The sequence below is a fragment of the uncultured Roseobacter sp. genome (genome assembly GCF_947493125.1).
Lineage (GTDB): Bacteria > Pseudomonadota > Alphaproteobacteria > Rhodobacterales > Rhodobacteraceae > Roseobacter.
Window position 1 is genome coordinate 181,931 of the sequence record NZ_CANLQB010000005.1, and the last position, 23,244, is coordinate 205,174.

General features: G+C 64.4%; 24 protein-coding genes. 15 read left to right on the forward strand and 9 right to left on the reverse strand.

Features of this window, described 5'->3' with window-relative positions; genetic code table 11:
- Nucleotides 1-94 precede the first annotated feature (94 nt).
- Nucleotides 95-475: a VOC family protein gene (locus Q1A71_RS12335; protein ID WP_299676237.1), complete on the reverse strand. Its 381-nt coding sequence runs from the start codon at nt 473-475 to the stop codon at nt 95-97.
- A 78-nt stretch (nt 476-553) separates the two neighbouring features.
- Between Q1A71_RS12335 and soxR the strand changes: the two genes are divergently transcribed.
- The 4 genes from soxR to Q1A71_RS12355 all read left to right on the forward strand — a co-directional run bounded on the left by soxR (nt 554) and on the right by Q1A71_RS12355 (nt 5,484).
- Nucleotides 554-1,009, forward strand: a complete 456-nt coding sequence (gene soxR, locus Q1A71_RS12340; protein ID WP_299676241.1) for a redox-sensitive transcriptional activator SoxR — start codon at nt 554-556, stop codon at nt 1,007-1,009.
- A 150-nt stretch (nt 1,010-1,159) separates the two neighbouring features.
- Nucleotides 1,160-2,809, forward strand: a complete 1,650-nt coding sequence (locus tag Q1A71_RS12345; protein ID WP_299676244.1) for an electron transfer flavoprotein-ubiquinone oxidoreductase — start codon at nt 1,160-1,162, stop codon at nt 2,807-2,809.
- A 166-nt stretch (nt 2,810-2,975) separates the two neighbouring features.
- Nucleotides 2,976-4,673, forward strand: coding sequence for a tetratricopeptide repeat protein (locus Q1A71_RS12350; protein WP_299677025.1), 1,698 nt, complete (start codon nt 2,976-2,978; stop codon nt 4,671-4,673).
- Entirely contained in the window at nt 4,660-5,484 is an 825-nt protein-coding gene (locus Q1A71_RS12355; protein ID WP_299676248.1) for a 4-(cytidine 5'-diphospho)-2-C-methyl-D-erythritol kinase, read from the forward strand. The genes Q1A71_RS12350 and Q1A71_RS12355 overlap by 14 nt, the downstream gene beginning before the upstream one ends.
- Here the strand turns inward: Q1A71_RS12355 and Q1A71_RS12360 are convergent.
- A complete protein-coding gene (locus Q1A71_RS12360) occupies nt 5,477-6,478 on the reverse strand; it encodes a polyprenyl synthetase family protein (RefSeq protein WP_299676251.1) in 1,002 nt (333 codons plus the stop codon). The genes Q1A71_RS12355 and Q1A71_RS12360 overlap by 8 nt on opposite strands.
- Before the next feature lie 55 nt (nt 6,479-6,533).
- Between Q1A71_RS12360 and Q1A71_RS12365 the strand changes: the two genes are divergently transcribed.
- The 3 genes from Q1A71_RS12365 to Q1A71_RS12375 all read left to right on the forward strand — a co-directional run bounded on the left by Q1A71_RS12365 (nt 6,534) and on the right by Q1A71_RS12375 (nt 7,762).
- Complete coding sequence (locus Q1A71_RS12365; protein WP_299676254.1) at nt 6,534-6,749, forward strand: DUF2007 domain-containing protein; 216 nt, start codon at nt 6,534-6,536, stop codon at nt 6,747-6,749.
- A complete protein-coding gene (locus tag Q1A71_RS12370) occupies nt 6,746-7,486 on the forward strand; it encodes a methyltransferase domain-containing protein (protein WP_299676257.1) in 741 nt (246 codons plus the stop codon). Before Q1A71_RS12365 ends, Q1A71_RS12370 begins: the two co-directional genes overlap by 4 nt.
- A gap of 111 nt (nt 7,487-7,597) precedes the next feature.
- Nucleotides 7,598-7,762: a DUF465 domain-containing protein gene (locus tag Q1A71_RS12375; RefSeq protein WP_299676260.1), complete on the forward strand. Its 165-nt coding sequence runs from the start codon at nt 7,598-7,600 to the stop codon at nt 7,760-7,762.
- Here Q1A71_RS12375 and Q1A71_RS12380 read toward each other — a convergent pair.
- From Q1A71_RS12380 to Q1A71_RS12400, 5 genes are all read right to left on the reverse strand, one after another.
- Nucleotides 7,743-8,627 carry an EamA family transporter gene (locus Q1A71_RS12380; protein WP_299676263.1) on the reverse strand — a complete coding sequence of 295 codons (885 nt, stop codon included), beginning with the start codon at nt 8,625-8,627 and terminating at the stop codon, nt 7,743-7,745. The two genes, Q1A71_RS12375 and Q1A71_RS12380, sit on opposite strands and share 20 nt — an antisense overlap.
- Nucleotides 8,624-9,568 carry a transcriptional regulator GcvA gene (locus Q1A71_RS12385; protein WP_299676266.1) on the reverse strand — a complete coding sequence of 315 codons (945 nt, stop codon included), beginning with the start codon at nt 9,566-9,568 and terminating at the stop codon, nt 8,624-8,626. The genes Q1A71_RS12380 and Q1A71_RS12385 overlap by 4 nt, the downstream gene beginning before the upstream one ends.
- Nucleotides 9,569-9,873: 305 nt before the next feature.
- Nucleotides 9,874-10,596 carry an acetoacetyl-CoA reductase gene (gene phbB / locus Q1A71_RS12390; RefSeq protein WP_299676269.1) on the reverse strand — a complete coding sequence of 241 codons (723 nt, stop codon included), beginning with the start codon at nt 10,594-10,596 and terminating at the stop codon, nt 9,874-9,876.
- Nucleotides 10,597-10,729: 133 nt separating this feature from the next.
- Complete coding sequence (locus Q1A71_RS12395) at nt 10,730-11,905, reverse strand: acetyl-CoA C-acetyltransferase (protein WP_299676271.1); 1,176 nt, start codon at nt 11,903-11,905, stop codon at nt 10,730-10,732.
- 128 nt (nt 11,906-12,033) lie between these two features.
- Nucleotides 12,034-12,876 carry an EAL domain-containing protein gene (locus Q1A71_RS12400; RefSeq protein ID WP_299676273.1) on the reverse strand — a complete coding sequence of 281 codons (843 nt, stop codon included), beginning with the start codon at nt 12,874-12,876 and terminating at the stop codon, nt 12,034-12,036.
- Nucleotides 12,877-13,235: 359 nt separating this feature from the next.
- Here Q1A71_RS12400 and rpsD point away from each other — a divergent pair, with 359 nt between their 5' ends.
- Complete coding sequence (gene rpsD, locus Q1A71_RS12405; protein ID WP_299676276.1) at nt 13,236-13,856, forward strand: 30S ribosomal protein S4; 621 nt, start codon at nt 13,236-13,238, stop codon at nt 13,854-13,856.
- 59 nt (nt 13,857-13,915) lie between these two features.
- On the opposite strand, the gene Q1A71_RS12410 is transcribed toward rpsD, so the two are convergent.
- On the reverse strand, nt 13,916-14,536 hold the full coding sequence (locus Q1A71_RS12410; protein ID WP_299676279.1) for a methyltransferase domain-containing protein: 621 nt from the start codon (nt 14,534-14,536) through the stop codon (nt 13,916-13,918).
- A gap of 183 nt (nt 14,537-14,719) precedes the next feature.
- On the opposite strand from Q1A71_RS12410, the gene Q1A71_RS12415 reads away from it, so the two are divergent.
- The 4 genes from Q1A71_RS12415 (at nt 14,720) to Q1A71_RS12430 (ending at nt 18,394) form a co-directional block, all read left to right on the forward strand.
- Nucleotides 14,720-15,448: a VPLPA-CTERM sorting domain-containing protein gene (locus Q1A71_RS12415; RefSeq protein WP_299676282.1), complete on the forward strand. Its 729-nt coding sequence runs from the start codon at nt 14,720-14,722 to the stop codon at nt 15,446-15,448.
- A 155-nt stretch (nt 15,449-15,603) separates the two neighbouring features.
- Nucleotides 15,604-16,689, forward strand: coding sequence for a histidinol-phosphate transaminase (gene hisC, locus Q1A71_RS12420; RefSeq protein ID WP_299676285.1), 1,086 nt, complete (start codon nt 15,604-15,606; stop codon nt 16,687-16,689).
- Nucleotides 16,686-17,606: a prephenate/arogenate dehydrogenase family protein gene (locus tag Q1A71_RS12425; protein WP_299676288.1), complete on the forward strand. Its 921-nt coding sequence runs from the start codon at nt 16,686-16,688 to the stop codon at nt 17,604-17,606. Before hisC ends, Q1A71_RS12425 begins: the two co-directional genes overlap by 4 nt.
- A complete protein-coding gene (locus Q1A71_RS12430; RefSeq protein ID WP_366140246.1) occupies nt 17,606-18,394 on the forward strand; it encodes an extensin family protein in 789 nt (262 codons plus the stop codon). Before Q1A71_RS12425 ends, Q1A71_RS12430 begins: the two co-directional genes overlap by 1 nt.
- Here the strand turns inward: Q1A71_RS12430 and Q1A71_RS12435 are convergent.
- The gene (locus Q1A71_RS12435; protein ID WP_299676294.1) at nt 18,391-19,395 is read right to left on the reverse strand and encodes a DUF2125 domain-containing protein; all 1,005 of its coding nucleotides are present in this window, start codon (nt 19,393-19,395) and stop codon (nt 18,391-18,393) included. The two genes, Q1A71_RS12430 and Q1A71_RS12435, sit on opposite strands and share 4 nt — an antisense overlap.
- Before the next feature lie 65 nt (nt 19,396-19,460).
- Here Q1A71_RS12435 and Q1A71_RS12440 point away from each other — a divergent pair, with 65 nt between their 5' ends.
- The 3 genes from Q1A71_RS12440 (at nt 19,461) to Q1A71_RS12450 (ending at nt 23,138) form a co-directional block, all read left to right on the forward strand.
- Nucleotides 19,461-19,991: a gamma-glutamylcyclotransferase gene (locus Q1A71_RS12440; RefSeq protein ID WP_299676297.1), complete on the forward strand. Its 531-nt coding sequence runs from the start codon at nt 19,461-19,463 to the stop codon at nt 19,989-19,991.
- Between the two features lie 73 nt (nt 19,992-20,064).
- Nucleotides 20,065-21,249 (forward strand): biopolymer transporter ExbB, encoded by a 1,185-nt coding sequence (locus Q1A71_RS12445; protein ID WP_299676300.1) that lies wholly within the window; start codon nt 20,065-20,067, stop codon nt 21,247-21,249.
- A gap of 2 nt (nt 21,250-21,251) precedes the next feature.
- Nucleotides 21,252-23,138 carry a peptidoglycan -binding protein gene (locus Q1A71_RS12450; RefSeq protein ID WP_299676303.1) on the forward strand — a complete coding sequence of 629 codons (1,887 nt, stop codon included), beginning with the start codon at nt 21,252-21,254 and terminating at the stop codon, nt 23,136-23,138.
- Nucleotides 23,139-23,244 lie beyond the last annotated feature (106 nt).

Consider the following 23,244-nt stretch of genomic DNA (forward strand, 5'->3'; position numbering starts at 1 on the left):
GGGGATGCCCGGGGGCCGCAAGGGAAGGTTGACAGTTAGCTGACCCAAATACGGAGGAAAATGCAAGAGGATCCTGTGGCTGTGCCAGCCTCCTTCAATCGTATTGCACCACCTCGTATTCAATGTTGTCGTGATCATGGAAGTAGAACCGGCGCCCGGGCTCATAGTCGCCGTGGTTGCCGGGGGTGAAGCCCGCGGCGGTCACCGCGTCTTCCATCGCGTCGATGTCATCGACCACCACCGCGATATGGTTGAGCCCGCCACGGGTGAGGTAGCTGTTGGGCTGTTGCGTTGTATCTGCGCCGGGCGTGTAGAGCGCCAGGTATTGCGTGTCTGTGCCCACATGAATGGAGTGCCCGCCGTCCTTGGCGGCCCCCTGCCAGCGGATGTGCCAGCCGAAGAGATCCTGCATCCAGGCGGCGGTCGCAGCCCCATCGGAGACGGTGTAATTGGCGTGTTCAAGCTGTGCGGTCATCGGGTGTCTCCTCTTGAAATTCTCTCGATGACCTGTATCGTAATTTCTAAACCTAACTTTAGGTCAAGGGCTTTTTGCATGGCGTTGAATGACGGCCTGTCGATCGGGGCGCTTGCCACCCGCACGGGGCTCGCCGTCTCGGCGATCCGCTACTATGAGGCGCAGGGGTTGATCAAACCCTGGCGCAATGCGGGGGGGCAGCGGCGGTTTGAACGATCCGACCTGCGGCGGCTCAGCTTCGTCATGATCGCCCAGCAGTTCGGCTTCACCCTGCCGGAGATTCGCGCGGAGCTTGACCGGCTGCCAGGGGGCCGCACGCCGACCAAGGCCGATTGGGCGCGGATCAGCACGGGGTTTCGGGCCCGGTTGGATGAGAAAATCGAGACTCTGACCCGGCTGCGCGACAATCTGGACGGTTGCATCGGCTGCGGATGCCTGTCGTTGCCCACCTGCGCGCTCTACAATCCGACAGACCGGGCGGCGGAAAAAGGCGCCGGGCCGCGCTACCTGATGGGCGACCGCCCAGAGACGTGACAAAACGCGTGAATTTTTGTTGCCTTTTTTCACGAAGCGCCGTTATGACGTCTCGTTGCGATTGCATTGGCCAGGCACGTGGTTTAGCCAATCGCGAACGATTGTTGCGCGGGTGGGGCCGCGCCCCGATGGAGTGTGAGGGAGCCGGACATGTCCGAGACAGAACGCGAAGCAATGGAATACGATGTGGTCATCGTTGGCGCGGGGCCTGCGGGTCTGTCGGCGGCGATCCGCCTGAAGCAGCTCGACGCAGATTGTAACGTGGTCGTGCTGGAGAAGGGCTCGGAGGTGGGCGCGCATATCCTCTCTGGTGCGGTGCTCGACCCGGTTGGCCTCGACAGGCTGATCCCGGATTGGAAGAAGAAGGGCGCGCCGCTGAATGTGCCTGTGGTGGAAGACAAATTCTACATGCTCGGCGAGGCGGGCCAGGTCCGCATCCCCAACTTCCCGATGCCGCCGCTGATGAACAACCACGGCAACTATATCGTCTCCATGGGCAACGTCTGTCGCTGGATGGCGGAACAGGCGGAAGAACTGGGTGTGGAGATCTTTCCCGGCATGTCCTGTTCCGAACTGGTGTTCGACGAACAGGGCGGCATCAAGGGCGTCGTTGCGGGCGAATTCGGCAAGAACCCCGATGGCAGCAAGGGCGATGGATACGAGCCTGGCATGGAGCTGCACGGCAAATATGTCTTCCTGAGCGAAGGCGTGCGCGGCTCGCTCTCCAAGCAGGTGATCGCGAAATACAACCTTTCCGACGGGTACGAGCCGCAGAAGTACGGTCTCGGCATGAAGGAGATTTGGGAGATCGACCCCACGAAGCACCGCGAAGGCTCGGTCACTCACACCATGGGCTGGCCGTTGGAAAAGAATGCAGGCGGCGGTTCCTTCATCTACCACCTTGAGAACAATCAGGTTTACGTGGGCTTTGTGGTTCACCTCAACTACAAGAACCCGCATCTTTTTCCGTATATGGAATTCCAGCGGTTCAAGCACCACCCGATGGTCGCGGAGTTGCTGAAAGGTGGCAAGCGCGTGGCCTATGGCGCGCGCGCAATCTCGGAAGGCGGCTTCCAGTCAATGCCGAAGATGGTCGCGCCCGGCGTGGCGCTGCTCGGCTGTTCGGTGGGCATGGTCAACGTGCCGCGGATCAAGGGCAACCACAACGCCATGCTCTCAGGGGTCGCGGCAGCAGAGGCTGCCATCGCCGCCATCGCCGAAGGCCGCAGCGGTGACGAGCTCACCGCTTACGAGACCGAAGTGCGGACTGGTGCGATTGGGAAAGACCTGAAGAAAGTCCGCAACGTCAAGCCCTTGTGGTCGAAGTATGGCCTCACCGCCAGCCTCACCCTGGGCGGTCTCGACATGTGGACCAACACCCTGGGTTTCTCGTTCTTCGGCACCATCGGTCACGGCAAATCCGACGCCGAGGCGACGGAAGAGGCGTCCAAGCATTCCGTCATCGACTACCCCAAACCCGACGGGAAACTGTCCTTTGATCGTCTGACAAACGTGGCCTTCTCCTTCACCAACCATGAAGAAAGCCAGCCCGCGCACCTGACGCTGAAAGACGCGGACGTGCCGGTGAAAGTCAATCTGCCGACATACGCGGGCCCTTCCGCGCGGTATTGCCCGGCGGGCGTCTATGAGTTCGTGGAAGAGCCCGACAAGGACGCGCGCTTTGTGATCAACTTCCAGAACTGCGTGCACTGCAAGACCTGCGATATCAAGGACCCGGCGCAAAACATCGTCTGGACCACCCCGCAAGGTGGAGACGGGCCCAACTATCCCAATATGTGATGGTCCCGAACGGGTGCGCGGAAAACGCTAAGCGGTGATTAATGATCGCGCGCTATCAGTGGATTATGGCCGCGGCGTGTTGCGCAGGATTGCGCTTGGTCCCGAACCTGATAGCCTGTCGCAAAAGAGAAATCTCGCGAGGGAGCAGCCCCCTGTGTTTCGACTGATGACCACCTCCGCCGCGGCAATTGCGCTGTCTTTGACCGTCGCGATGCCGTTGGCCGCGCAATCCAACGCGGGACCGTATCTCGCAGCCCGCGCGGCCGCGATGAAAAGCGATTTCGAACAGGCATCGACCTACTTCATCCAGGCGCTGGCGCGCGATCCGCGCAATCCGGCGCTGATGGAAAGTGTCGTGGCGTCGCAACTCGCCCTGGGGCGGGTTGAACAGGCGGTCCCTGTGGCCGAAGCGCTGGTGGCGCTCAACCAGGACAGCCAGATCGCCGATCTGGTGCTGACCGCCGACAGGATCCTGAACGCGGAATATGATGCGCTTCTGGAAAGTGCGCCGGAGGGGCAGGGCGTCGGCCCGCTCGTGGATGGCCTGATCAAGGCTTGGGCGACGCTCGGCGCAGGGCGGGCCAATGATGCCCTGACGGCGTTTGATGAGGTGGCAGATCAGCCCGGCCTGCAGGGGTTCGCGCTTTATCACAAGGCGATGGCCCTGGCCTCCGTGGGAGACTTTGAAGGCGCCGAGGAGATTTTCAGCGCCGATACGACCGGCGCCATCATCCAGACGCGCCGGGGTGTGCTCGCGCGCGCCGAGATCCTGTCGCAGCTTGAGCGGGACGACGAGGCGCTGGCCTTGTTGGAGCGCATGTTCAGCGGTGCGACCGACCCTGAAATCGAACAGGTGATCGAGGCCCTGAACGGGGACACGCCGATGCCGTTTCGGCATATCACCTCGGTGCGCGACGGTTTGGCTGAGGTGTTCTATTCGGTGGCGGCCGCCTTGCGCAACGAAGCGGGCCCGGAATTCACGATCCTCTATGCACAGGTCGCCCTCGCGCTGCGGCCTGATCATGTGGATGGCCTTTTGCTGACCGCCGATCTCTTTGAAACGCTGGAGCAATACGCGCAGGCCATCGCCGTCTATCGGCAAGTGCCACAGAACGATCCGGCCTATCACGCCGCTGAGCTTGGCCGCGCCGAGGCGCTGCGGCGCTGGGGCAAGCCGGATGCCTCCATTGAAGTCCTCGAACAGCTCACACGCAGTCATGGCCATCTGGCGACGGTGCACTCGTCCCTCGGGGACGCGTTGCGGCAAGAAGATCGCTTTGCCGAAGCCGTCGTGGCCTATAACCGGGCCGCTGCGCTGGTCGAAGATCATGGCGGGCCGAGCTGGTTCCTCTACTACGCCCGCGCCATTTCGCACGAACGGCAGGGCAACTGGGAGGAGGCCGAGGCCGATTTCCGCGCGGCACTCGAGATCAATCCGGGCCAGCCGCAAGTGCTGAACTACCTCGGCTATTCGCTGGTCGAGAAACAGATCAAGCTGGAAGAAGCGCTGGAGATGATCGAACGCGCCGTGGCTGCGAGCCCTGACAGCGGCTACATCATCGATTCCCTTGGCTGGGCGCTCTACCGGCTGGGCCGCTACGAAGAGGCGGTGCCGCATATGGAGCGCGCGGTGGAACTGATGGCGGTCGATCCGGTGGTCAACGACCATCTTGGTGACGTCTACTGGGCGGTGGGCCGCAAGCGCGAGGCGGAGTTTCAATGGGCACGTGCCTTGTCCTTCGTCGACGAAGACGACCCGATGAGCGAGGCCAAACCCGAACGGATCCGGCGCAAGCTGGAGGTCGGGCTCGACGCGGTTCTGGCAGAGGAAGGCGCGGAGCCGCTGCAAGTTGCCACAGACTGACGCCGCCGTTCGCGCCGCATTCGCCCCGGCCAAGATCAACCTCGCCCTGCACGTCACCTGTCAAAGGGCGGACGGCTATCACGCGCTCGACAGCCTGGTGGTCTTCGCGGATATCGGCGATCACCTGCAGCTGACCCCCGGCGATGCGTTGACCTTGGCGGTGTCCGGCCCTTTCGCCACCGGGGTGCCGACGGATGCACGCAACCTCGCCTTGCAGGCGGCGCACCTGGCGGAGTGGCGCGGTCATATCACCCTCGACAAACATCTTCCACATGGCGGCGGCATAGGTGGCGGTTCGTCAGATGCGGGAGCGATACTGCGCGCGCTTGGGTTCACCGGCGATGCGCTGCCGCTTGGTGCGGATGTGCCGGTGTGCCAGTTCGGCCGGGCTGCCTGGATGTCCGGCGTGGGCGATGACATCAGGCCGGCGCCCCAGGTGCCGAATTTTGCTGCGGTCCTCGTCAATCCGCGTGTACATGTGTCGACGCCGCAGGTGTTCCGGCGCCTTGCGCATAAGGATAACCCGCCTCTGCAGCCACCGCCCGCGCCGGGATCGGAGGCGGTGGCTTGGCTCGAATGGCTCGCCGCTCAACGCAACGACCTCGAGGATGCGGCACAGCGCATCGCACCGGCGATCACCGATGTTCTGGGAGCCATCCGGCAAACCGCAGATGTGCGCCTGTCCCGGATGTCAGGATCGGGTGCAACCTGTTTCGGGCTCTACCCATCGGCGTCGGCGGCACAGGCTGCGGCAGAGGCGCTGACCGCGCGTCGGCCCGATTGGTGGGTCAGGGCGACCGAGCTCAGTTGATCCGTTCGACCACGTAGTCCGCAAGCTCACTGAGCATGTCCTTGATGTCATGGGCCGGCAGCGGGGCGAGGGAGGCCTTCGCCTTCGCGGCCCAGTCGCGGGCGGCGCTGGCCGTGTCAACGAGCGCGTTGTGCTTGCGCAACAAGGCCTGTGCCGTGTCGAGGTCATCCTCCGTCTGCTTGCCTTTTTCGATGGTCCGCACCCAGAAAGCGCGCTCTTCCGCATCTGCCTGCGCCACTGCCTTGAGAAGCGGCAGGGTGAGCTTGCGTTCGCGAAAATCATCACCAAGGTTCTTCCCGATCGCGCCCGCATCCCCTTGAAAATCCAGAAGATCGTCAACAATCTGGAACGCGATGCCCAATGCGTCCCCATAGTCGAAAAGCGCGGTCACCTGGTCGTCCGGCGCATCGGCGATCACACCACCGACCTTGGTTGCCGCCGAAAACAGGGCTGCGGTCTTGCCGCGGATCACCTGCATGTAGATCTCTTCGGTGGTGCCCAGGTCCTGGCTCGCGGTGAGTTGCAACACCTCGCCTTCCGCAATCGTCGCCGAGGCATTCGAGAGGATGTCCAACACGCGCAGCGACCCCGTCTCCACCATCAGCTGGAAGCTGCGCGAAAACAGGTAGTCTCCCACCAGCACGGAAGACTTGTTATCCCACAGCAGATTGGCGGTAGGCCGCCCGCGCCGCTGCCCGCTTTCATCGACCACATCATCGTGCAGCAGGGTCGCGGTGTGGATGAACTCCACGGTCGCAGCGAGGTTGATGTGAAACTGGCCCTGATAGCCGCAAAGATGTGCTGCCGCCAAGGTGAGCATCGGCCGCAGCCGTTTGCCGCCGGCCTCGACCAGATGCGCGGTCACTTCGGGGATGCGCGGCGCATGCTCCGAGGCCATGCGCGCGCGGATCAACGCGTTCACCGCGTCCAGATCATCTGCCAGATAGGCGGCCATGCGATCATGCGGTTTCTGCGAATTGTCAGTTTGCGGCATCAACTTCCCGTTTGCTGGCTCGACATCGCGGCCGGCTTACTCTTACATCCCTGATATGAAGGAACTTTTGCGCAGCACCGACCCCACGATCATCGCCTTTGCCACGGCCCTTCTCCAGGGTGAGGATATAGACTGCTTTGAGTTGGACGTAAATATGAGCGTGCTCGAAGGCGGCATCGGAGTCTTCCCCCGCCGGCTCATGGTGCGCACCGACGATCATGACGCCGCACTCCGTGTCATGCGGGACAATGAGATCCCGCTCGGGATATGAGCGAAGCGCTGACGCGGGATGCCTTTCTTGGCGGGCGCGTGCAGCTCTGGCAGCCCCGAACGGGCTACCGCGCAGGGGTCGACCCGGTGCTGATGGCCGCCAGCGTGGCGGCGGAGCCCGGACAGTCTGTGCTGGATCTCGGCTGCGGGGCCGGTGCGGCGCTCCTGTGCCTCGCCGCGCGCGTCCCCGGTCTGCACCTCACCGGGGTCGAACTACAGGACGATTACGCCGCACTCGCCCGGCGCAATGCCGGTGACAGTGCCGAAATCTTCACCGCCGATATCACCGACCTGCCCGGCGAACTGCGGCAGCGCCAGTTCGATCACGTCATCAGCAACCCGCCCTATTTCGACCGCGCGGCAAGTCGGGAAGCGCGGGATCTGGGGCGCGAGGCGGCCCTGGGAGAGACGGCACCGCTCGCCGATTGGGTCAAGGTCGCGGCCAAGCGCCTGAAACCCAAAGGATACGCGCATATCATCCACCGCGCCGAGCGGCTGCCGGATATCCTGAAGGCCTGGCCCAGCGGGATGGGCAGCGTCGAGGTGCTGCCGCTGGCGCCACGCGCAGAACGGCGGGCCGAGTTGGTCATCGTCCGCGCGCGCAAGAACGGGCGCGGGGCTTTCAAGCTGCATGCCCCACTGATTCTCCACGCTGGTGCACGCCACACCACCGACGCCGAAGATTATGTCCCCCGGGTCAAAGCCGTCCTGCGCGATGGAGCTGCGCTGGATTTCTGACCGGCGTTAATACAATTTTAACGAGTATCGTGCCCATGCTGCTTGTGCGGCGTGACTTGAATCACCATCTGTGATCCAGTGAAGGTCGTACCGTAGCAACAGGAGGAATGAATGAGCGTCACTGCACATGTCGACCAGCTGAAGAAGAAGCATCAGTCCCTGAGCGAAGCTGTAGAAGAAGCCCAGCGCTCCCCCGGCACAGACGATCTCGCAATTGCCGACCTGAAAAAGCAGAAACTGCGCCTCAAAGAAGAAATCACCCGCCTGTCGAGTTAAAACCCGCGGCGAAGCTGGCGCGTGCGGCCACCACGGCGCCACCGGTTATGAGCAAAGCGGCAAGACCCAACGTCGTGGACAATGGGGCGACGCCAGCCAGTACCAAAACGCAAGTAGACAGAAGCGGCGCCGCATAAGACGCCGCGCCTAATAGCTGTATGTCACCGCGTTTCACCCCGATGTCCCAGACAAAGAAGGCCAGCCCCACGGGCCCGAGGCCGAGCAAAATCGTTGCCCCCCATCCGGTCACCGTCTGCGGCAGCACCGTTTGCTCGAAGATGAGGTGAAGCGGCAGGGATAGCAGCGCCGCTCCCAAGCAGAACACCGTGACCGATTGAGTCGGCGCATCGCCCAGCAGCCGCGACAACACCGAATAGCTCGACCAGGTCAGCGCACAGACCAGCGCGAGCCCATAGCCAAGGGCATACTGGGCCTGAAACCCCTCGCCACCACCGGTGACGATCAGCGCCGCCCCGGCAAACCCGATAACCGCGCCGATCACATGGCCGCCCCGCAACCGCTCGCCGGGCAGCAGGCCCGAGAGCAGCACGATCAGCAAAGGCCAGAGATAGGCGATCAGACCAGCCTCCGCCGCAGGCGCCAGCCTCAGAGCCGAGAAATAGAGCGCGTGATATCCGAAAAGTCCCAGCGTCCCGAAAACATATACATACCAGCGCACCCGCAGCAGAAGGCGCAGTCCGCCGGACAGGTGCGTCCATATCAGGCCGCACGTGCCGCCAATGGCAAAACAGATCGTGTTGAGCAGCAGCGGCGGGGTCGGGGCCGACCCGACGGTCAGAAGTGCCAGCAGCGCCCAGAGGATCACGGCAATGAACCCCACCCCCGTCGCCTGCGTCCGGTTCATGCCGCGGCCTCACCGGGCTCGACGATCTGCAGCGCTTCGGTGATGTGCGCGGTCTTGTTGATTTCCTCCAGCACCCACTCCCGGAACGCTTTGACTTGCGGGCGGTTTTCACTGCCTTCCGGGCAGAGAAACCGAAACTTTGCTCCGGTGGACAGGGCAACCCCATAGGGTGTCACCAGACGGCCTTCGTCGATGTCCTTCACCACCAGTGCCCGTCGTCCCAGCACGACCCCGACCCCGGTCAGGGCCGCGTCCATCGCGTGATCGGCCTGGCTGAAATGCGGGCCATGCGTGGGGTCGAAGTCGATCCCCAGCGCCGCAAACCACGCCTTCCAGTCGCAGCGCGGCCTCAGAAAATCGATCGAATCATCGAAAATCAGTGGCGCCTGCATCAGGCTGACCGGATCAGGGAAGCGCTCCGCAAGGCCAGGCGTCATCACCGGTGCAATCCATTCCTCCGCGAGCGGCAGACAGTACAGCCCGTCGCCGCCCTCCTTGCCGAAGCGGATCGCCACATCAATGGCGTCGCGGCCAAAGTCCATGATGCGCAAGGCGGCCGAAAACCGCAGCTCGATCTCGGGGTGGGCCTGGGCAAATTCATAAAGACGGGGTGCCAGCCATTTCGCAGTAAAGGCCGGACCCGCCGTCACCGTGAGCGACTGGTCGTCCTGCAGCCGCTGCGTTCCGCGCCAGGCGTTTGCCAGCGTCTGAAACCCGTCCGTCACCCCCGGGGCCAAGGTCTCTCCGGCCTCCGTCAATTCCACCGCGCGGTTGAGGCGTCGAAAGAGCGGCGCGCCCAGGTGTTCTTCCAGAGATTTGATCTGAAAGCTGAGCGCGGCCGGCGTGACCGACAACTCCTCCGCCGCCTTCGCAAAGGACATGTGCCGCGCGGCGGCTTCAAAGGCACGCAAGGCGGTGAGCGGAGGCAGTCTGTTAACCATGCTCGCTTAAATACAGCTTAACTGACGCGGTGGAAAGTCTCGTTTGTCAGCTTTGTTAGCGGATGTCATATTCGGATCAGATCAAATGAACTTTTGCAAACAAGGAGCCTTCCCATGTTTGAAGCCACGACCCGCCGCGATACGCGCAACGCCATGCAACGCGCCCATGAAGAGCGTGCTCAAGCCATGAAAAACGCCTGGAATTGGCTGTTTCCCTCTTCCCGCTGATCGGCTGCAGCGATCTTACGGGATGCAGAAGGGCCGGTCGTCGTGACCGGCCCTTCTCCGTTTGATGCTGTTGCGCGTCAGACGAAGAACTGCGCGCCGTTGGCCGAGATGGTCGAGCCGTTGATGAAGCCGGAATCGTCCGAGGCCAGGAAGACAACGCAGCGCGCGATCTCTTCCGGCTCGCCCAACCGGCCCGCCGGGATCTGTGCGATGATCGATTCGCGCACCTTCTCAGGCACCGCCATGACCATATCGGTGGCAATATAGCCCGGGCAGATAGCATTTGCGGTGATGCCTGCACGCGCACCTTCCTGCGCCAGAGACTTCACGATGCCAAGATCACCCGCCTTGGTCGCGGCATAGTTCACCTGCGCGAACTGTCCTTTCTGACCATTGATCGAACTGATCACGATGACCCTGCCGAACTTGCGCTCGCGCATTCCGGGCCAGATCGGGTGGACGGTGTTGAACACGCCCGTGAGGTTGGTGTCGATCACCTCCTGCCACTGCTCCGGCGTCATCCGGTGGAACGGCGCGTCACGGGTGATGCCCGCGTTGGCGACGACGATTTCGATTGGGCCAAGATCCGCCTCGACACCCGCGATGCCCTCCTTGCAGGCGTTGTAATCCGCGACGTTCCACTTGTAGGTCTTGATGCCTGTCTCGTCGGTGAATTTCGCGGCGGCCTCATCATTGCCGGCATAGGTGGCGGCGACGGTGTAACCGGCGTCTTTCAGAGCGTTGGAAATCGAAGCGCCGATACCTCGGCTGCCTCCGGTGACAAGGGCGACGCGGGACATGAGAGTTCCTCCATGGTTTTTCTGATAATCTTGTTACGCACTGAAATTCAGATGCGCAATATTATTGCGCGCGCATTTTCGGATTTCAGTGGCTGAGTGGGGGGCGGCACAGCTTCGCGCCGCCCGGATGAAGTCAGGGGCGCTCAAGGCACATGGCAACGCCCATGCCGCCACCGATGCAGAGGGTGGCCAGACCCTTCTTCGCATCGCGCCGCTTCATCTCGAAGAGCAGCGTGTTCAGGATGCGCGCGCCCGAGGCACCAATGGGGTGGCCGATGGCGATGGCGCCGCCGTTCACGTTCACGATCTCGGGGTTCCAGCCCATGTCTTTGTTCACAGCGCAAGCCTGTGCGGCAAAGGCCTCGTTGGCCTCGACCAGGTCCAGGTCTTCGGCCTTCCAGCCCGCCTTTTCCAGCGCCTTGCGGCTGGCATAGATCGGGCCAGCGCCCATGATAGACGGGTCAAGGCCGACGGTTGCGTAGCTGGCGATGCGGGCCAGCGGCTCGATGCCGCGTTTCTCCGCCTCATCCGCAGACATCATCAGCGCGGCCGCCGCACCATCGTTCAAGCCCGACGCGTTCGCCGCGGTGACCGAGCCGTCCTTGGTGAAGGCGGGGCGCAGCTTCTGCATCGCTTCGATGGTCGCGCCATGGCGAATGTACTCGTCCTGATCGACGATAGTGTCGCCCTTGCGGCCCTTGACGGTGAAGGCCATGATCTCGTCTGCGAATTTGCCCGCCTTCTGCGCAGCTTCGGCCTTGTTCTGCGAGGCAACAGCAAACTCATCTTGTTGTTCGCGATTGATCTGCCATTTTTCAGCAACGTTTTCGGCCGTTTGGCCCATGTGATAGCCGTTGAAGGCGTCCCACAACCCGTCGCGGATCATGGTGTCGATGTATTTGATATCGCCCATCTTGTGGCCCGCCCGCAGGGGCGCCGCATGGGGCGAAAGCGTCATGTTTTCCTGCCCGCCTGCGGCAACGATGCTCGCATCTCCCAATTGGATATGCTGCGCGGCCAGAGCAACGGAGCGCAGACCCGACCCGCACACCTGGTTGATCGTCCAGGCGGCACTTTCTTGCGGCAGCCCCGCGTTGATATGGGCTTGACGTGCGGGGTTCTGGCCCTGCGCCGCGGTCAGCACCTGACCCAAAATGGTTTCGGACACCTCGGCAGCCTCGACGCCTGCGCGCGCGACGACTTCCTTCAGCACGGCTGCTCCGAGATCATGGGCGGGGATGGTTGCGAAGGAGCCGCCAAAACTGCCAACGGCAGTGCGGGCTGCGGATGCGATAACGACATTCGTCATGTGGTGTGTCCTTTACCAGTTCTGGCAAAGGGGCAGTCTTGCCGGGCCCCGGTTCAAAGGGCCCCACCCCCTCACCTCTCATGGGGGGTCCATATCGCATTCATATCACGTCAGCAACCAACTGCCGGTCAGACAACTTTCTGGGTGTCGACCGGGCGCAGCCAATGCGGCCGCGTCGATGCCGGCGCGAAATAGAAACCCTGCAAACAGTCGACGCCGAGCTGGATGAGGGTTTCCGCATCTTCCTTGTTTTCGACGAACTCCGCGACCGTCAGCATGTCGAAATGCCGCGCAATCGAGACCAGCGCGGCGGTCAGCGCCTGATTGTCCGGGTCGGTGGCGATGCCCTGGATGAACTGCCCGTCGATCTTCAGAATGTCGAAGTAAAAGTCCTTGAAGTACCGCAGCGCCGTGTACCCGGCACCAAAATCGTCCATGGCAAAGCTGATCCCCTCGATCTGAAGCCGGTCCATGAAGTCCACGACCAGTTCCGGCACCAGCATGGCGGAGCTTTCGGTGATCTCCAGGATCAGCCGCTCCGCAATCAGCGGGTTGCGGGTGAGCCAGCGGTCCAGCGTCCGGTTCCATTGCCGGTAGCCGATAGAGCGCGCGGACATATTGATCGACAAGCGCAGGCTGGGGTTGTCGTTCAGGGCCCGCAACCCGAGGCCGAGCGCGAGCGTGTCAAGCTGCCGCCCCAACTCCGTATTCTCGATGGTGTCCATGAAGTCGATGGCGGGGATGACCCGACCCGTGGAATCGAGCACGCGGATCAACCCTTCATAGAACGCCACCTTATCCGGCGCCCGGGCCTGCATGACCGGCTGAAAGGCCAGCAGCACCTGCTTGTGCTTGATCGCCTCTTCCACCATGCCGATGGTGTTCTTGTCACGCTGCGAGAGCGCGAATTGCAATGGATTCTCGGCGCCCGGAGGGATATCGGCCAATCGTCTCTTTCTCGTTCCGGACATGCAAACCTCACAGCGTTCTAACGGCGCCACCTTGTTGGCAAAAATGCTAAAATCGCGTAAATATTCTCATTTTGTTCTAATTTACCTCATATTTAACCCTTTGAAAAATATGGTAAACGAAAGAGAAACGTCAGCGGCCCTGTCTTGCATGCCTCAACGGTCGGAAGGGCCCGGATGCCAGGGTGCGGCATCACTGGCTGACACGCGGGCGGATCAGACGTTGACTCTCCATTTCGGCACAGTATAAGCGCGGCTTCATTGGTGTTGGTGGCCCCCGCGAGGGGATGCCTGTCGGGTCGCAAGGCCAAAGGACAACGCCCTTCACGCCCGCAAAGGGCACATATCGAAGGAGATCAGCCGTGACCAAACGCACCGCTGCCAAATACAAGATCGACCGCCGCATGGGCGAAAACATCTGGGGCCGTCCCAAATCCCCCGTCAACCGCCGTGAATACGGCCCCGGCCAGCACGGCCAGCGCCGCAAGGGCAAGCTGTCTGACTTCGGCATCCAACTGCGCGCCAAGCAGAAGCTCAAGGGCTACTACGGCGACCTGACCGAAAAGCAGTTCCGGCGCATCTATGCCGAAGCCGAGCGTGTGCGGGGCGACACCGGTGAAAACCTGATCGGCCTGCTGGAGCGCCGCCTCGACGCGGTCGTCTACCGCGCGAAATTCGTGCCGACCGTCTTTGCCGCCCGCCAGTTCGTGAACCACAAGCACGTGCGTGTGAATGGCAAGATCGTGAACATCCCCTCCTACCGTGTGAAAGAGGGTGACGTGATCGAGGTGCGCGACCGCTCGAAACAGATGGCCGCGCTGCTGGAGGCAACACAGCTGCCCGAGCGCGACGTGCCGGACTACATCGAGGCGGACCATTCGAAGATGAGCGCGACCTTCGTGCGCACCCCCGCTCTGGGCGACGTGCCCTACCCGGTCATGATGGAGCCGAACCTCGTCGTGGAATTCTACGCGAAGAACTAAACCTCTTCGCATCTGGACACAGTCAGAACCGCGCCGGTCTTCGGCGCGGTTTTTTTTGGTCAAATTGCGCGCGCGAGGATGCCGAAGCTGGTCCGGGAGGGTGGGCCGGACGGAAAGCGGTAGTGCGCCTGCACGTCAAACCCCGCATGCAGCAGTAGTTCCGAGATTTCGTCGGATCGGAAGGTGCGGTGCCGCCACTGCAGCCAGATGATCACATTACACCAATGCGGTTTTGACACGACCAGAAACAGCCGCGCGTCTGGCCGCGCCAGCCGGCGCATCGCGGTCAGCGCGGACAGGGGATCATCGAAATGTTCGATCACATGCGCTGCGAGCAGAACATCGAAAGGTCCCAGCGCCGCCGTCTCGAGCGGGCTGTCGTGCACTTCGGCGACCACCTCGCGGCGCAGCAGGGCGGCGCGGGCGACGGCCAACATGGCCGGGGACGGATCCAAAAGCGCCATCCGCCCCGGCGCCCCGTGGGTTGCCGCCCAGGCCTCTGCCATGGCACCGGTGCCCGCGCCGATATCGACGACATCGAGGCCTGCGCTTGCGCCCAGACGGTGGGTATCCAGAAAGCCGAGATATCCATCGAAGTAACCCAGGGCCCGCATCTTGTCGGACCATTTCGGGGCAGCTGCGGTATAGCGATCCGCCAGATCCGAAGCGTACTGTGTCATAGCCGTAGATTGACATGGCACCCCCACCCCGACAAGTCCGCGCCTGCCGGAGAGGAGACGGTGCGGTTTCGGAGTGACGCGGCGTCGGAAACAGTTTGTTCAGCGGAAATCCGCTTGACCAGGCAACCCGCGCCAGATAGCTCCGAGTGAAGAAAAATAAGTTAAAATTGTTCGGAGAGAGTAATGAGTATTTGGACTGTGGCCGGCGCAGCCGCGCTGACGCTGGCCTGCACCTTCGGTGCAAGCGCAACAACCATCAAAGTCTCGACATTCGACGCCGGGAGCTACAACAGCAGCTTCGGCGGGCCCAATGCCACGGGCGAAGACTTTGAGACCCTTGGCGCCAACATGGGTGAGGGCGAAGTGGGCGCGTCGCTCGGCACCGCCGTCGGTACGTTCGAATCCCTCGGCGGAACGGGTACGGGCGGCTCGGTGATCGGCACCGGGACCGAACTGGCGCTGCGCGACGGCAAGCTCTTCGGTCGCCAGAACACGGTGCCGCAAGGCGGGTCCTGGTTCCTGGACAGCAACGACACCTGGGGCATGAAATGGGACGTCGAGACCGGCGGTCTGTTCAACAAGCTCACATTCGTCGTCAATGACGGCAGCGATGTGGGTGCGTTCCTGCGCATCATCGCAGGCGGCGAGACCAAAGAGCTGCGCACCGGTGGCAAGCTGCCCAACGGCAACGCCCGTCTGGTGCAGATCAAGTTCGGTGAACACATCGACTCCGCCGAGATCATCCTGGGCAACTTCTTCACCTCGGGTGGCGATCGCTACAAGCTGAACGATGGTTTCTCCATCGACGGCATCGAAGTCTCTGCCGTTCCGCTGCCCGCGTCCGTGCTGCTGCTGGGTGCCGCCATGGGTGGGCTCGGCTGGGCCGGCCGCCGCAAAGCGCGCAAAGCCTGATCGACACAGGCGACCTCGTGGAAGGGCTCGGGTGACCGGGCCCTTTTTCGTTGCGAGCGTGTCAGAATCTCTGTGGATCGCCCCGGCGGCGGCGCGTTTGGTGGTGGCACAGCCCGCGGCACCTCGCTAATGTCCGCCGGACAGGAGACGACCCGATGACCACAGCCATGCGCGCCCAGCCCGGTATCATGGATATCGCCCTCTATCAGGGCGGTGCCTCTCAGATCGAAGGGCAGACCGATCCGCTCAAGCTGAGCTCCAACGAGAACCCCCTCGGCGCAAGCCCCGAGGTGACCGTGGCGGTGACCGAGGCCGCACGGACGCTCCACCGCTATCCGACAACCGATCACGTGCGCCTGCGGACCGCCATTGCGGAGGTGCATGGGCTTGAACCGGACCGGATCATCTGCGGTGTGGGGTCCGACGAAGTGCTGACGCTGCTCGCCATGGCCTTTGCCGGCCCGGGCGACGAGGTGCTCTACACCGAGCACGGGTTCGGGCTCTACCGGATCTTTGCGCTCTCTGCGGGGGCAACGCCGGTGGTGGCCCCCGAGCGCGACCGCCGCATCGACGTTGACCGGCTTCTCGACCATGTCACCCCCGCCACGCGGCTGATCTATATCGCCAACCCGGCCAACCCGACGGGCACGGCGCTCGATATGGCCGAGTTGACCCGGCTGGCCGATGCGCTGCCCGAACAATGCCTGCTGGTGCTTGATGGCGCCTATGCGGAGTTCTACGCGGGCTACGACGGTGGCGCGGCACTGGTCACCGCGCGTGAGAACGTGGTCATGACCCGCACCTTCTCCAAGCTCTACGGGCTCGGTGGGCTGCGCGTCGGCTGGGGCTATGCGAGCCAGCATGTCGTCGACGTGCTCAACCGCATCCGCGGGCCGTTCAACCTCTCTGCCGTCGCGCTGGCGGGGGCCGAGGCGGCGATGCGCGACCGCGGCTTCGTGGAAACCTGCCTGCGCGAGAACTCCGAACAGCGCGCGCGGCTGACCGGTGGGCTGCGCCAGCTCGGCATCGCCTGCGACGAGAGCCAGGCCAACTTCGTGCTCGCGCGCTTCGCCGACGAGGCCGAAGCGCGCGCCGCCGACGCCCACCTGAAGTCCGCCGGGATCCTCGTGCGGCTGGTCAAGGGCTACGGCTTCCCCGAAGCGCTGCGCATCACCGTCGGGCAAAGCGACGACGTCACCCGTGTGCTCGATGCGCTCGCCAGCTTTCGACAGCCGACATGAGCGTGATCTACGACCGCGTGGCGCTGATCGGGCTGGGGCTGATCGCCTCCTCGATGTTCTGGGCGATGAAACGCGGCGGGCTTGCCGGCGAGGTCACCGGATATGCCCGCTCCGAGGCGACGCGCGCCACCGCGCGGCGCATCGGCCTCTGTGACCGCGTCTGCGAGAGCGCGGCGGAGGCGGTGGAGGGCGCCGACCTGGTCGTGCTTGCGGTCCCCGTGGGCGTGATGGGGGCGGTCGCGGCCGACATCGCCGCCGCGCTCAAACCCGGCGCGACGGTCACCGACGTGGGCTCCGTCAAGCGCGATGTGATCAAAAGTGTAGGCCCGCATCTGCCGCCGGAGGTCCACTTTGTCCCCGGTCACCCGCTCGCGGGCACGGAACACTCCGGGCCTGAATCCGGTTTTGCGGAACTCTTCGACAACCGATGGTGCCTGCTGGTGCCGCCTCCGGGTTCCGACCCGGTGGCCATTGCCCGGCTGAAGGCGCTCTGGGAGGGTCTGGGCAGCAATGTGGAGGAGATGGATCCGGATCACCACGATCTGGTGCTCGCGGTCACCAGCCACGCGCCGCATCTCATCGCCTACACCATGGTGGGCGTGGCTGATGATCTGCGCCGGGTCACGGATACGGAAGTCATCAAATACTCCGCTGCGGGCTTTCGGGATTTCACCCGCATCGCGGCCAGCGATCCCACCATGTGGCGCGATGTCTTCCTCACTAACCGGGACGCAACTCTGGAAATCCTGGGCCGGTTCACCGAAGAGCTCTTTGCGCTGCAGCGGGCCATTCGCACCGGCGACGGCGCGCACCTGCACGAGTATTTTACCCGCACCCGCGCGATCCGCCGCGGCATCATCGAAGCGGGGCAGGATACCGACGCGCCGGACTTCGGCCGCGGGCAAAAATCGTCGTGATGCGCTGGGTCCTGCTCGTCCTGCTGTTGGCAGGATCAGCCTCGGCCACAGTCGTCGAACGCTCCAAACGCCCCGTCGACCGCCCCGAGCGGGCCGCACCCGCGCCCGTGCTGCAAGGCTCCGGGGCCATCTCGACCGGCGCGGCGCGGGCAGAGGCCCGTGCGCCAAGCCTGCAAAGCCTCGGGCCTGCAGTCTCCTTGCGGCCCAAGATGCGCACGCGGGCTCTCCGCCGCGCGATCCGCCGCCACCAAAAGCTGCGCGCGGAAGGGGCGATCTGCGGCGATCCCGCGATCCAGGGTCAGGTGGTGGGCCGGATGCCGGGGCGTATTCCGGGATGTGGCGTGGCGGAGGCCGTGCGGGTGCGCGCGGTTTCCGACATCGCGCTCAGCCAGCAGGCGGTGATGGACTGCGGCACCGCCCGCGCGCTCAAGACCTGGGTGGATCGCTCGGTGAAACCGGCCCTGCGCGACATCGGTGGCGGTGTCCAGAGCCTGAAAGTGGCCGCGCATTACGTCTGCCGCACCCGCAACCACAAGAAAGGCGCGCGCATCTCCGAGCATGGCAAGGGGCGCGCCATCGACATCTCCGGCTTCCGCCTGCGTGACGGCTCCACCATCACTGTGCTGACGGGGTGGACGGCCCGTGGGACGGCCCAGGCGCTGCGCCGGATGCACCGCGACGCCTGTGGGCCGTTCGGCACGGTCCTGGGCCCGGATGCCGACAGCTTTCACCGCGATCACTTCCACTTCGACACCGCGCGCTATCGCAGCGGCACCTACTGCCGCTAACGCAGCACCAGACGCGGGGCCGGCCCCAGCGGCACGAACCCCAGAAGCACCAGCCCGTCGCGCAAGGTCAGTGTCACGTCGATGGCGCGCGGATCGCCCGACGCGGCGGCAAGCGCCTGCAACACGCTGCGCGCCTGCGGAACCAGCGCCGCGGGCAAGGCACCCGACCGCTCCGCCAGCCCGAGGATCTCCTGCCAGTTCCGCGCCTGCAGCGACAGCGGCCCCTCCGGTACACCCTGCGCATCCAACGTGAGCTCTGCCGCCGCGCGCAGCTCCAGCGTGCCCCAGACCGCCTCGGCCAGATCAATCTCGATCCGCTGTGGCTGCGGGCGCGCCACCTCCACGGCCCGGCGGTCCCAGACCCGGTCAAAGACCACCTCCATCTCGAGCGCAAAGCTGTCGAAGCTCACCGGCCAGCTCTCCGGCACCCGCAGCGCCGCCCGCGGGACCGAACCGGGCTGCAACGCCGCGGCCCCGACGCTCAGGGCATAGCGTTGCGGGGTGCTCTCATCCTGAACCATCGCCAGACGCAGATCGTCGGCCAGGACCACCTGACCCTGCGGCCCGCCGAGCGACCAGGGCCCCGCGCCGAACTGCAGCCGCTCCAGCTCCAGCGCATTGCCGGGCGTCAGCTCCATGTCTGCCGTTGCCGCCTGCATCAGCAGCGTCGCCCGACCTTCGGGGCTGGCCAGCGTGATCGCATCCGCAGGCAGCCTGACGGTCAGATCTCCCGGCCACCACGCAGGTGCCGAGACACCCACATGGCTCGCCGTGAGCGCCACACCGGTCCCCGGATCCGCCAGAGCGGGCAGCAGCACCTCTGCGTCGAAACGCAGCGGATATCCCGCCAGATCAAGGCGCGCATACTCCGCCTGCCAGCCCTCGGCGCGGCGCTCCGCAAACCAGCGCTCCACCGCCCTTTCTGCCGCCGCCGTGGCCCAGAGCCACCAGCCGCTCCATGCCAGTGCCAGCACCAGCCCTGCCCATATGATCCGAGGCATCACCCACCTCTTTGCTTTTGCTCTGATTTGAGGTTTACGCAATGCAAGCAAGGAGAACCAGTCATATGACCATGTGGGTGTTCGGCTACGGCAGCCTTCTGTGGAAACCGGGGTTCGAGGTCTCCGAACAGGTGATCGCAACCCTGCCGGGTTACGCGCGGTCGTTCTGCATGTGGTCGATCCACCACCGCGGCACGGAAGCCGACCCCGGCCTGGTGCTGGCCCTCGATGAAGACCCGGGCCACGCCTGCGAAGGGGTCGCGCTGGCCGTCAAGCCGGGCACCGAAGAGGCCACGCTGACCTATCTGCGCGACCGCGAGTTGATCTCCTCCGCCTATCTCGAACGCACGCTGGATGTGGACCTGGTCGATGGGCGTCGGGTGCAGGCGCTGGCCTATGTGATCAACCGCGCCAACCGGCAGTACTGCGGCGGTCTCCCGCTGGAACAGCAGGCCCAGATCATCGCCAAGGCCACCGGCGGCATGGGGCCGAACACCGAATATCTCTACAACACCACGCGGCATCTTGCCGAGATCGGCCTGCATGATCCCGATCTGGAGTGGCTGAGCCAGCGGGTGCGGCACCTGACCTCATAAATCCTTGGCGCAAGGGGCAGTTTTCAGGTTAAACTGCGCCCGGGGCAGAACAATAACGCGCGGGGAGCAGCGCATGGCATTGCCAGTCCGACAGGCAAGACCGGTCTTTTCACAGCCGGTGCGGCAGATCACGCTGATGCTCATCGTTCTGGCGCTCTCCGGCTTTGGCAGCTTCCTCGCCTTGCCGCGCGTTCTGCCGGTGTTCGAGGCCAACCCCTACCTCAACGGCTTCATCCTCTTCGTCTTCGCCATCGGCGTGCTGGCCTGCTTTTATCAGGTCTTCCAGCTGATCGGGTCCGTCCGCTGGATCGAGCGCTTCGCTTCGGACCAGCTCGACGGCTCGGCACAGGCGCCCCTGCTGCTGGCCCCGCTGGCGACCCTGCTGCGCGCGCGCGGCGCGCGGATGCAGGTCAGTGCCACCTCCACGCGGTCGATCCTCGATTCCGTCGCCACCCGGATCGACGAGGCGCGCGAGATCACCCGCTATATCGTCAACACGCTGATCTTCCTGGGCCTTCTGGGCACCTTCTACGGCCTGGCGACGACGGTCCCCGCCGTGGTCGACACCATCCGCAGCCTTGCACCGCAGGACGGCGAAGGCGGCGTGCAGGTCTTCAACCGGTTGATGACCGGGCTCGAGGCGCAGCTGGGCGGGATGGGCGTGGCCTTTGCCTCCTCGCTCCTGGGCCTCGCGGGCTCGCTCATTGTTGGTCTGCTGGAACTCTTCGCTGGCCACGGCCAGAACCGCTTCTACCGCGAACTCGAAGAATGGCTCAGCACCATCACCCGCGTCGGCCTGACCTCCGATGACGAGGCGGCGGGCGATCAGGGCGCCCTGGCTGCGGTGGTCGAGCATATGGTCGAGCAGATGGAACGCCTGCAGGAGATGTTCCAGAACTCGGATGTGAGCCGCTCAGAAATCAATCACAACCTCAGCACCCTCGCGGGCTCCATCGAACGCATGACGCAAAAGATGGACGGGATGGACCCGGCCAGCGCCGCGCTGGAACGGGTCGCCGCGGGGCAGGAGCGGCTGATCTCCGCTCTTGGAAACCAGACCACCGGCGAGGGCATCGACGCCGAAAGCCGGATGCGTCTGCGCTCCATCGACGTGCAGATGTTGCGCATTCTCGAGGAAATCTCCGCAGGGCGGCAGGAGAGCATGGCCGAGCTGCGCATGGATCTGTCGAGACTCACCGACGCGCTGCGCACCGGGCCGCCCCGCGCCACGACCCGCCTGACCTCCGAGGACCGTTGATCATGGCCCTGTCCCGACGCACAGGCACCCGGTTCCAGGCCTCGATCTGGCCGGGGTTCGTGGATGCGATGACGGGGCTCTTGCTGGTCCTGATGTTCGTGCTGACCATCTTCATGGTGGTGCAATTCGTGCTGACCGAGCGGATCACCGGCCAGGAAAGCGAACTTGATCAGCTCGCCGGCGAAGTGGCGATCCTTGCACAGGCCTTGGGTCTCGAGCGTCAGGCGACGGCGGAGCTGGAAGGTGAGCTGGGCGCGCTGCGCACGACGCTTTCGGACGCCGAAGACCGCATTGCCACACTGACCGCAACGCGGGATGCGCAAGCCGCCGCGCTTGAGGAGAGCAGGGCGGACATCACCCGCTTCGAAGCGCAGGTCGCCGCCCTGATCGCTCAACGGGACAGTGCCCGTGACACCGTGGCCTCCCTGACGGAGCAACGCGACAGGGCTCGCGGCAATGTGACTGAATTGGAAGCCGCACAGGCAGAACTGCTGAGCGAGCAGGAGGCGCTGAACCTCGCCCTCGCCACTGCCCGCAACGAGATTGACTTGCAGACTGAGGCCGCGCGCCTTGCCGCCGCCCGGCGTGAGGTGCTGGATGCGCTTGTGGCCGATCTGCGCGCCCGCACCGCCGAGACGGACGGCCAGCTGCAGGCCCTTACCTCCGATCTCGAGGCGGCCGAAGCTGCCTTGAGCGCGGAGGAGGCGGCACGGCTTGCCGAGGCGGCCGCCGCTGAGGCCCTGCGCGCGCGGCTTGCCGATGCGGATGCGGAGCTGACCGCGATGACGCTGGCGCTCGAGGCCCAGCGGAAGGAGGCGGAAGACACGCTGACGTTGCTGGCCGCTGCACGGGTTGCCGAACAGGATCTCGATGCCCGGCTTGCCGCCGCGCTTTTGCAGATCGACGGGCTCGAAACTTCCCTCGACACCGTAGGCTCCGAGGCTGAAGCCCTGCGGACCGCCGAGGAGGCGCTGCGGGCTCAGCTTGAGGCTGCAGCCGCGCGCTCCGAACGCGCGCAAGAGGCTCTGCGGTCACAGCTTGCGGAGGCCCTCGCGGCCCGGCTCGCCGCCGAAACTCTGGCCGGGGATACAAGCACCGAAGCGGAGCGTCAGGCCGCGTTGCTGGCGCAGGCGCGGCAGGCGTTGAGCGAGGAGGCGGAGATCAGCGCCGAGGCACAGCGGCAGGCCGAGGTGCTGAACCAGCAGGTGGCCGCGCTGCGCGGACAATTGGGCGAGTTGCAGGCGCTGCTCGACGATGCGACCGAACGCGATGCCTCGGCCCGGGTGCGGCTGCAGTCCCTGGGGTCCGACTTGAACACGGCCCTGGCCCGGCTGGCAGCCGAGGAACGTCGGCGCGCGGCCCTCGAAGAGGCCGAGCGCAAACGGCTGGAGGAGGAGGCCGCGCGGCTCGCCGCTCAGACCAAGGACCTGGAACAATACCGCTCGGAGTTCTTTGGCCGATTGCGCGATGTGTTGGGGCGGCAGGACGGCGTGCGGATCGAGGGAGACCGGTTTGTGTTTTCCTCCGAAGTGCTCTTCGCCCCCGCCAGTGCCGAGCTCTCACCGGAGGGCCGGCAGGAGGTGGCGAAGGTGGCCGAGATCATCTCCAGCGTGGCCGATGAGATCCCGCCCGAGATCAACTGGATCTTGCGGGTCGACGGCCATACCGACAACGTGCCGCTCTCGGGCGCCGGACGGTTTGCCGACAACTGGGAACTGAGCCAGGGCCGGGCGTTGTCGGTCGTGAAATACATGGTGGAGGCGCTTGGTCTTCCCCCCGACCGTCTGGCCGCCAACGGCTTCGGGCAGTATCAGCCTGTTGCCTTCGGCGACAGCGAAGCTGCGCGCGCTCAGAATCGGCGGATCGAATTGAAGTTCACGGAACGGTAGAGCAAGCCCCTGCCGGGCGCGGTCGGCCCTGGCAGACCGCGCCCGGCAGGGGCACGCCAGTTGGCTGGGTCCGGTCTTTGACCCGACGTTGTTCCGGCGTTTCAGG

Excerpts from the sequence above, each read along its gene's own strand:
- Q1A71_RS12425 (WP_299676288.1), top strand. The coding sequence starts at position 16,686 with ATGAGCGTGATCTACGACCGCGTGGCGCTGATCGGGCTGGGGCTGATC.
- Q1A71_RS12430 (WP_366140246.1), top strand. The coding sequence starts at position 17,606 with ATGCGCTGGGTCCTGCTCGTCCTGCTGTTGGCAGGATCAGCCTCGGCC.
- phbB (WP_299676269.1), bottom strand. The coding sequence starts at position 10,596 with ATGTCCCGCGTCGCCCTTGTCACCGGAGGCAGCCGAGGTATCGGCGCT.
- Q1A71_RS12380 (WP_299676263.1), bottom strand. The coding sequence starts at position 8,627 with ATGAACCGGACGCAGGCGACGGGGGTGGGGTTCATTGCCGTGATCCTC.
- Q1A71_RS12395 (WP_299676271.1), bottom strand. The coding sequence starts at position 11,905 with ATGACGAATGTCGTTATCGCATCCGCAGCCCGCACTGCCGTTGGCAGT.
- Q1A71_RS12440 (WP_299676297.1), top strand. The coding sequence starts at position 19,461 with ATGACCATGTGGGTGTTCGGCTACGGCAGCCTTCTGTGGAAACCGGGG.
- Q1A71_RS12445 (WP_299676300.1), top strand. The coding sequence starts at position 20,065 with ATGGCATTGCCAGTCCGACAGGCAAGACCGGTCTTTTCACAGCCGGTG.
- Q1A71_RS12345 (WP_299676244.1), top strand. The coding sequence starts at position 1,160 with ATGTCCGAGACAGAACGCGAAGCAATGGAATACGATGTGGTCATCGTT.
- Q1A71_RS12360 (WP_299676251.1), bottom strand. The coding sequence starts at position 6,478 with ATGCCGCAAACTGACAATTCGCAGAAACCGCATGATCGCATGGCCGCC.
- Q1A71_RS12375 (WP_299676260.1), top strand. The coding sequence starts at position 7,598 with ATGAGCGTCACTGCACATGTCGACCAGCTGAAGAAGAAGCATCAGTCC.
- Q1A71_RS12450 (WP_299676303.1), top strand. The coding sequence starts at position 21,252 with ATGGCCCTGTCCCGACGCACAGGCACCCGGTTCCAGGCCTCGATCTGG.
- Q1A71_RS12370 (WP_299676257.1), top strand. The coding sequence starts at position 6,746 with ATGAGCGAAGCGCTGACGCGGGATGCCTTTCTTGGCGGGCGCGTGCAG.
- Q1A71_RS12400 (WP_299676273.1), bottom strand. The coding sequence starts at position 12,876 with ATGTCCGGAACGAGAAAGAGACGATTGGCCGATATCCCTCCGGGCGCC.
- hisC (WP_299676285.1), top strand. The coding sequence starts at position 15,604 with ATGACCACAGCCATGCGCGCCCAGCCCGGTATCATGGATATCGCCCTC.
- Q1A71_RS12350 (WP_299677025.1), top strand. The coding sequence starts at position 2,976 with ATGACCACCTCCGCCGCGGCAATTGCGCTGTCTTTGACCGTCGCGATG.
- Q1A71_RS12385 (WP_299676266.1), bottom strand. The coding sequence starts at position 9,568 with ATGGTTAACAGACTGCCTCCGCTCACCGCCTTGCGTGCCTTTGAAGCC.
- Q1A71_RS12365 (WP_299676254.1), top strand. The coding sequence starts at position 6,534 with ATGAAGGAACTTTTGCGCAGCACCGACCCCACGATCATCGCCTTTGCC.
- Q1A71_RS12415 (WP_299676282.1), top strand. The coding sequence starts at position 14,720 with ATGAGTATTTGGACTGTGGCCGGCGCAGCCGCGCTGACGCTGGCCTGC.
- Q1A71_RS12335 (WP_299676237.1), bottom strand. The coding sequence starts at position 475 with ATGACCGCACAGCTTGAACACGCCAATTACACCGTCTCCGATGGGGCT.
- Q1A71_RS12435 (WP_299676294.1), bottom strand. The coding sequence starts at position 19,395 with ATGCCTCGGATCATATGGGCAGGGCTGGTGCTGGCACTGGCATGGAGC.
- Q1A71_RS12410 (WP_299676279.1), bottom strand. The coding sequence starts at position 14,536 with ATGACACAGTACGCTTCGGATCTGGCGGATCGCTATACCGCAGCTGCC.
- soxR (WP_299676241.1), top strand. The coding sequence starts at position 554 with ATGGCGTTGAATGACGGCCTGTCGATCGGGGCGCTTGCCACCCGCACG.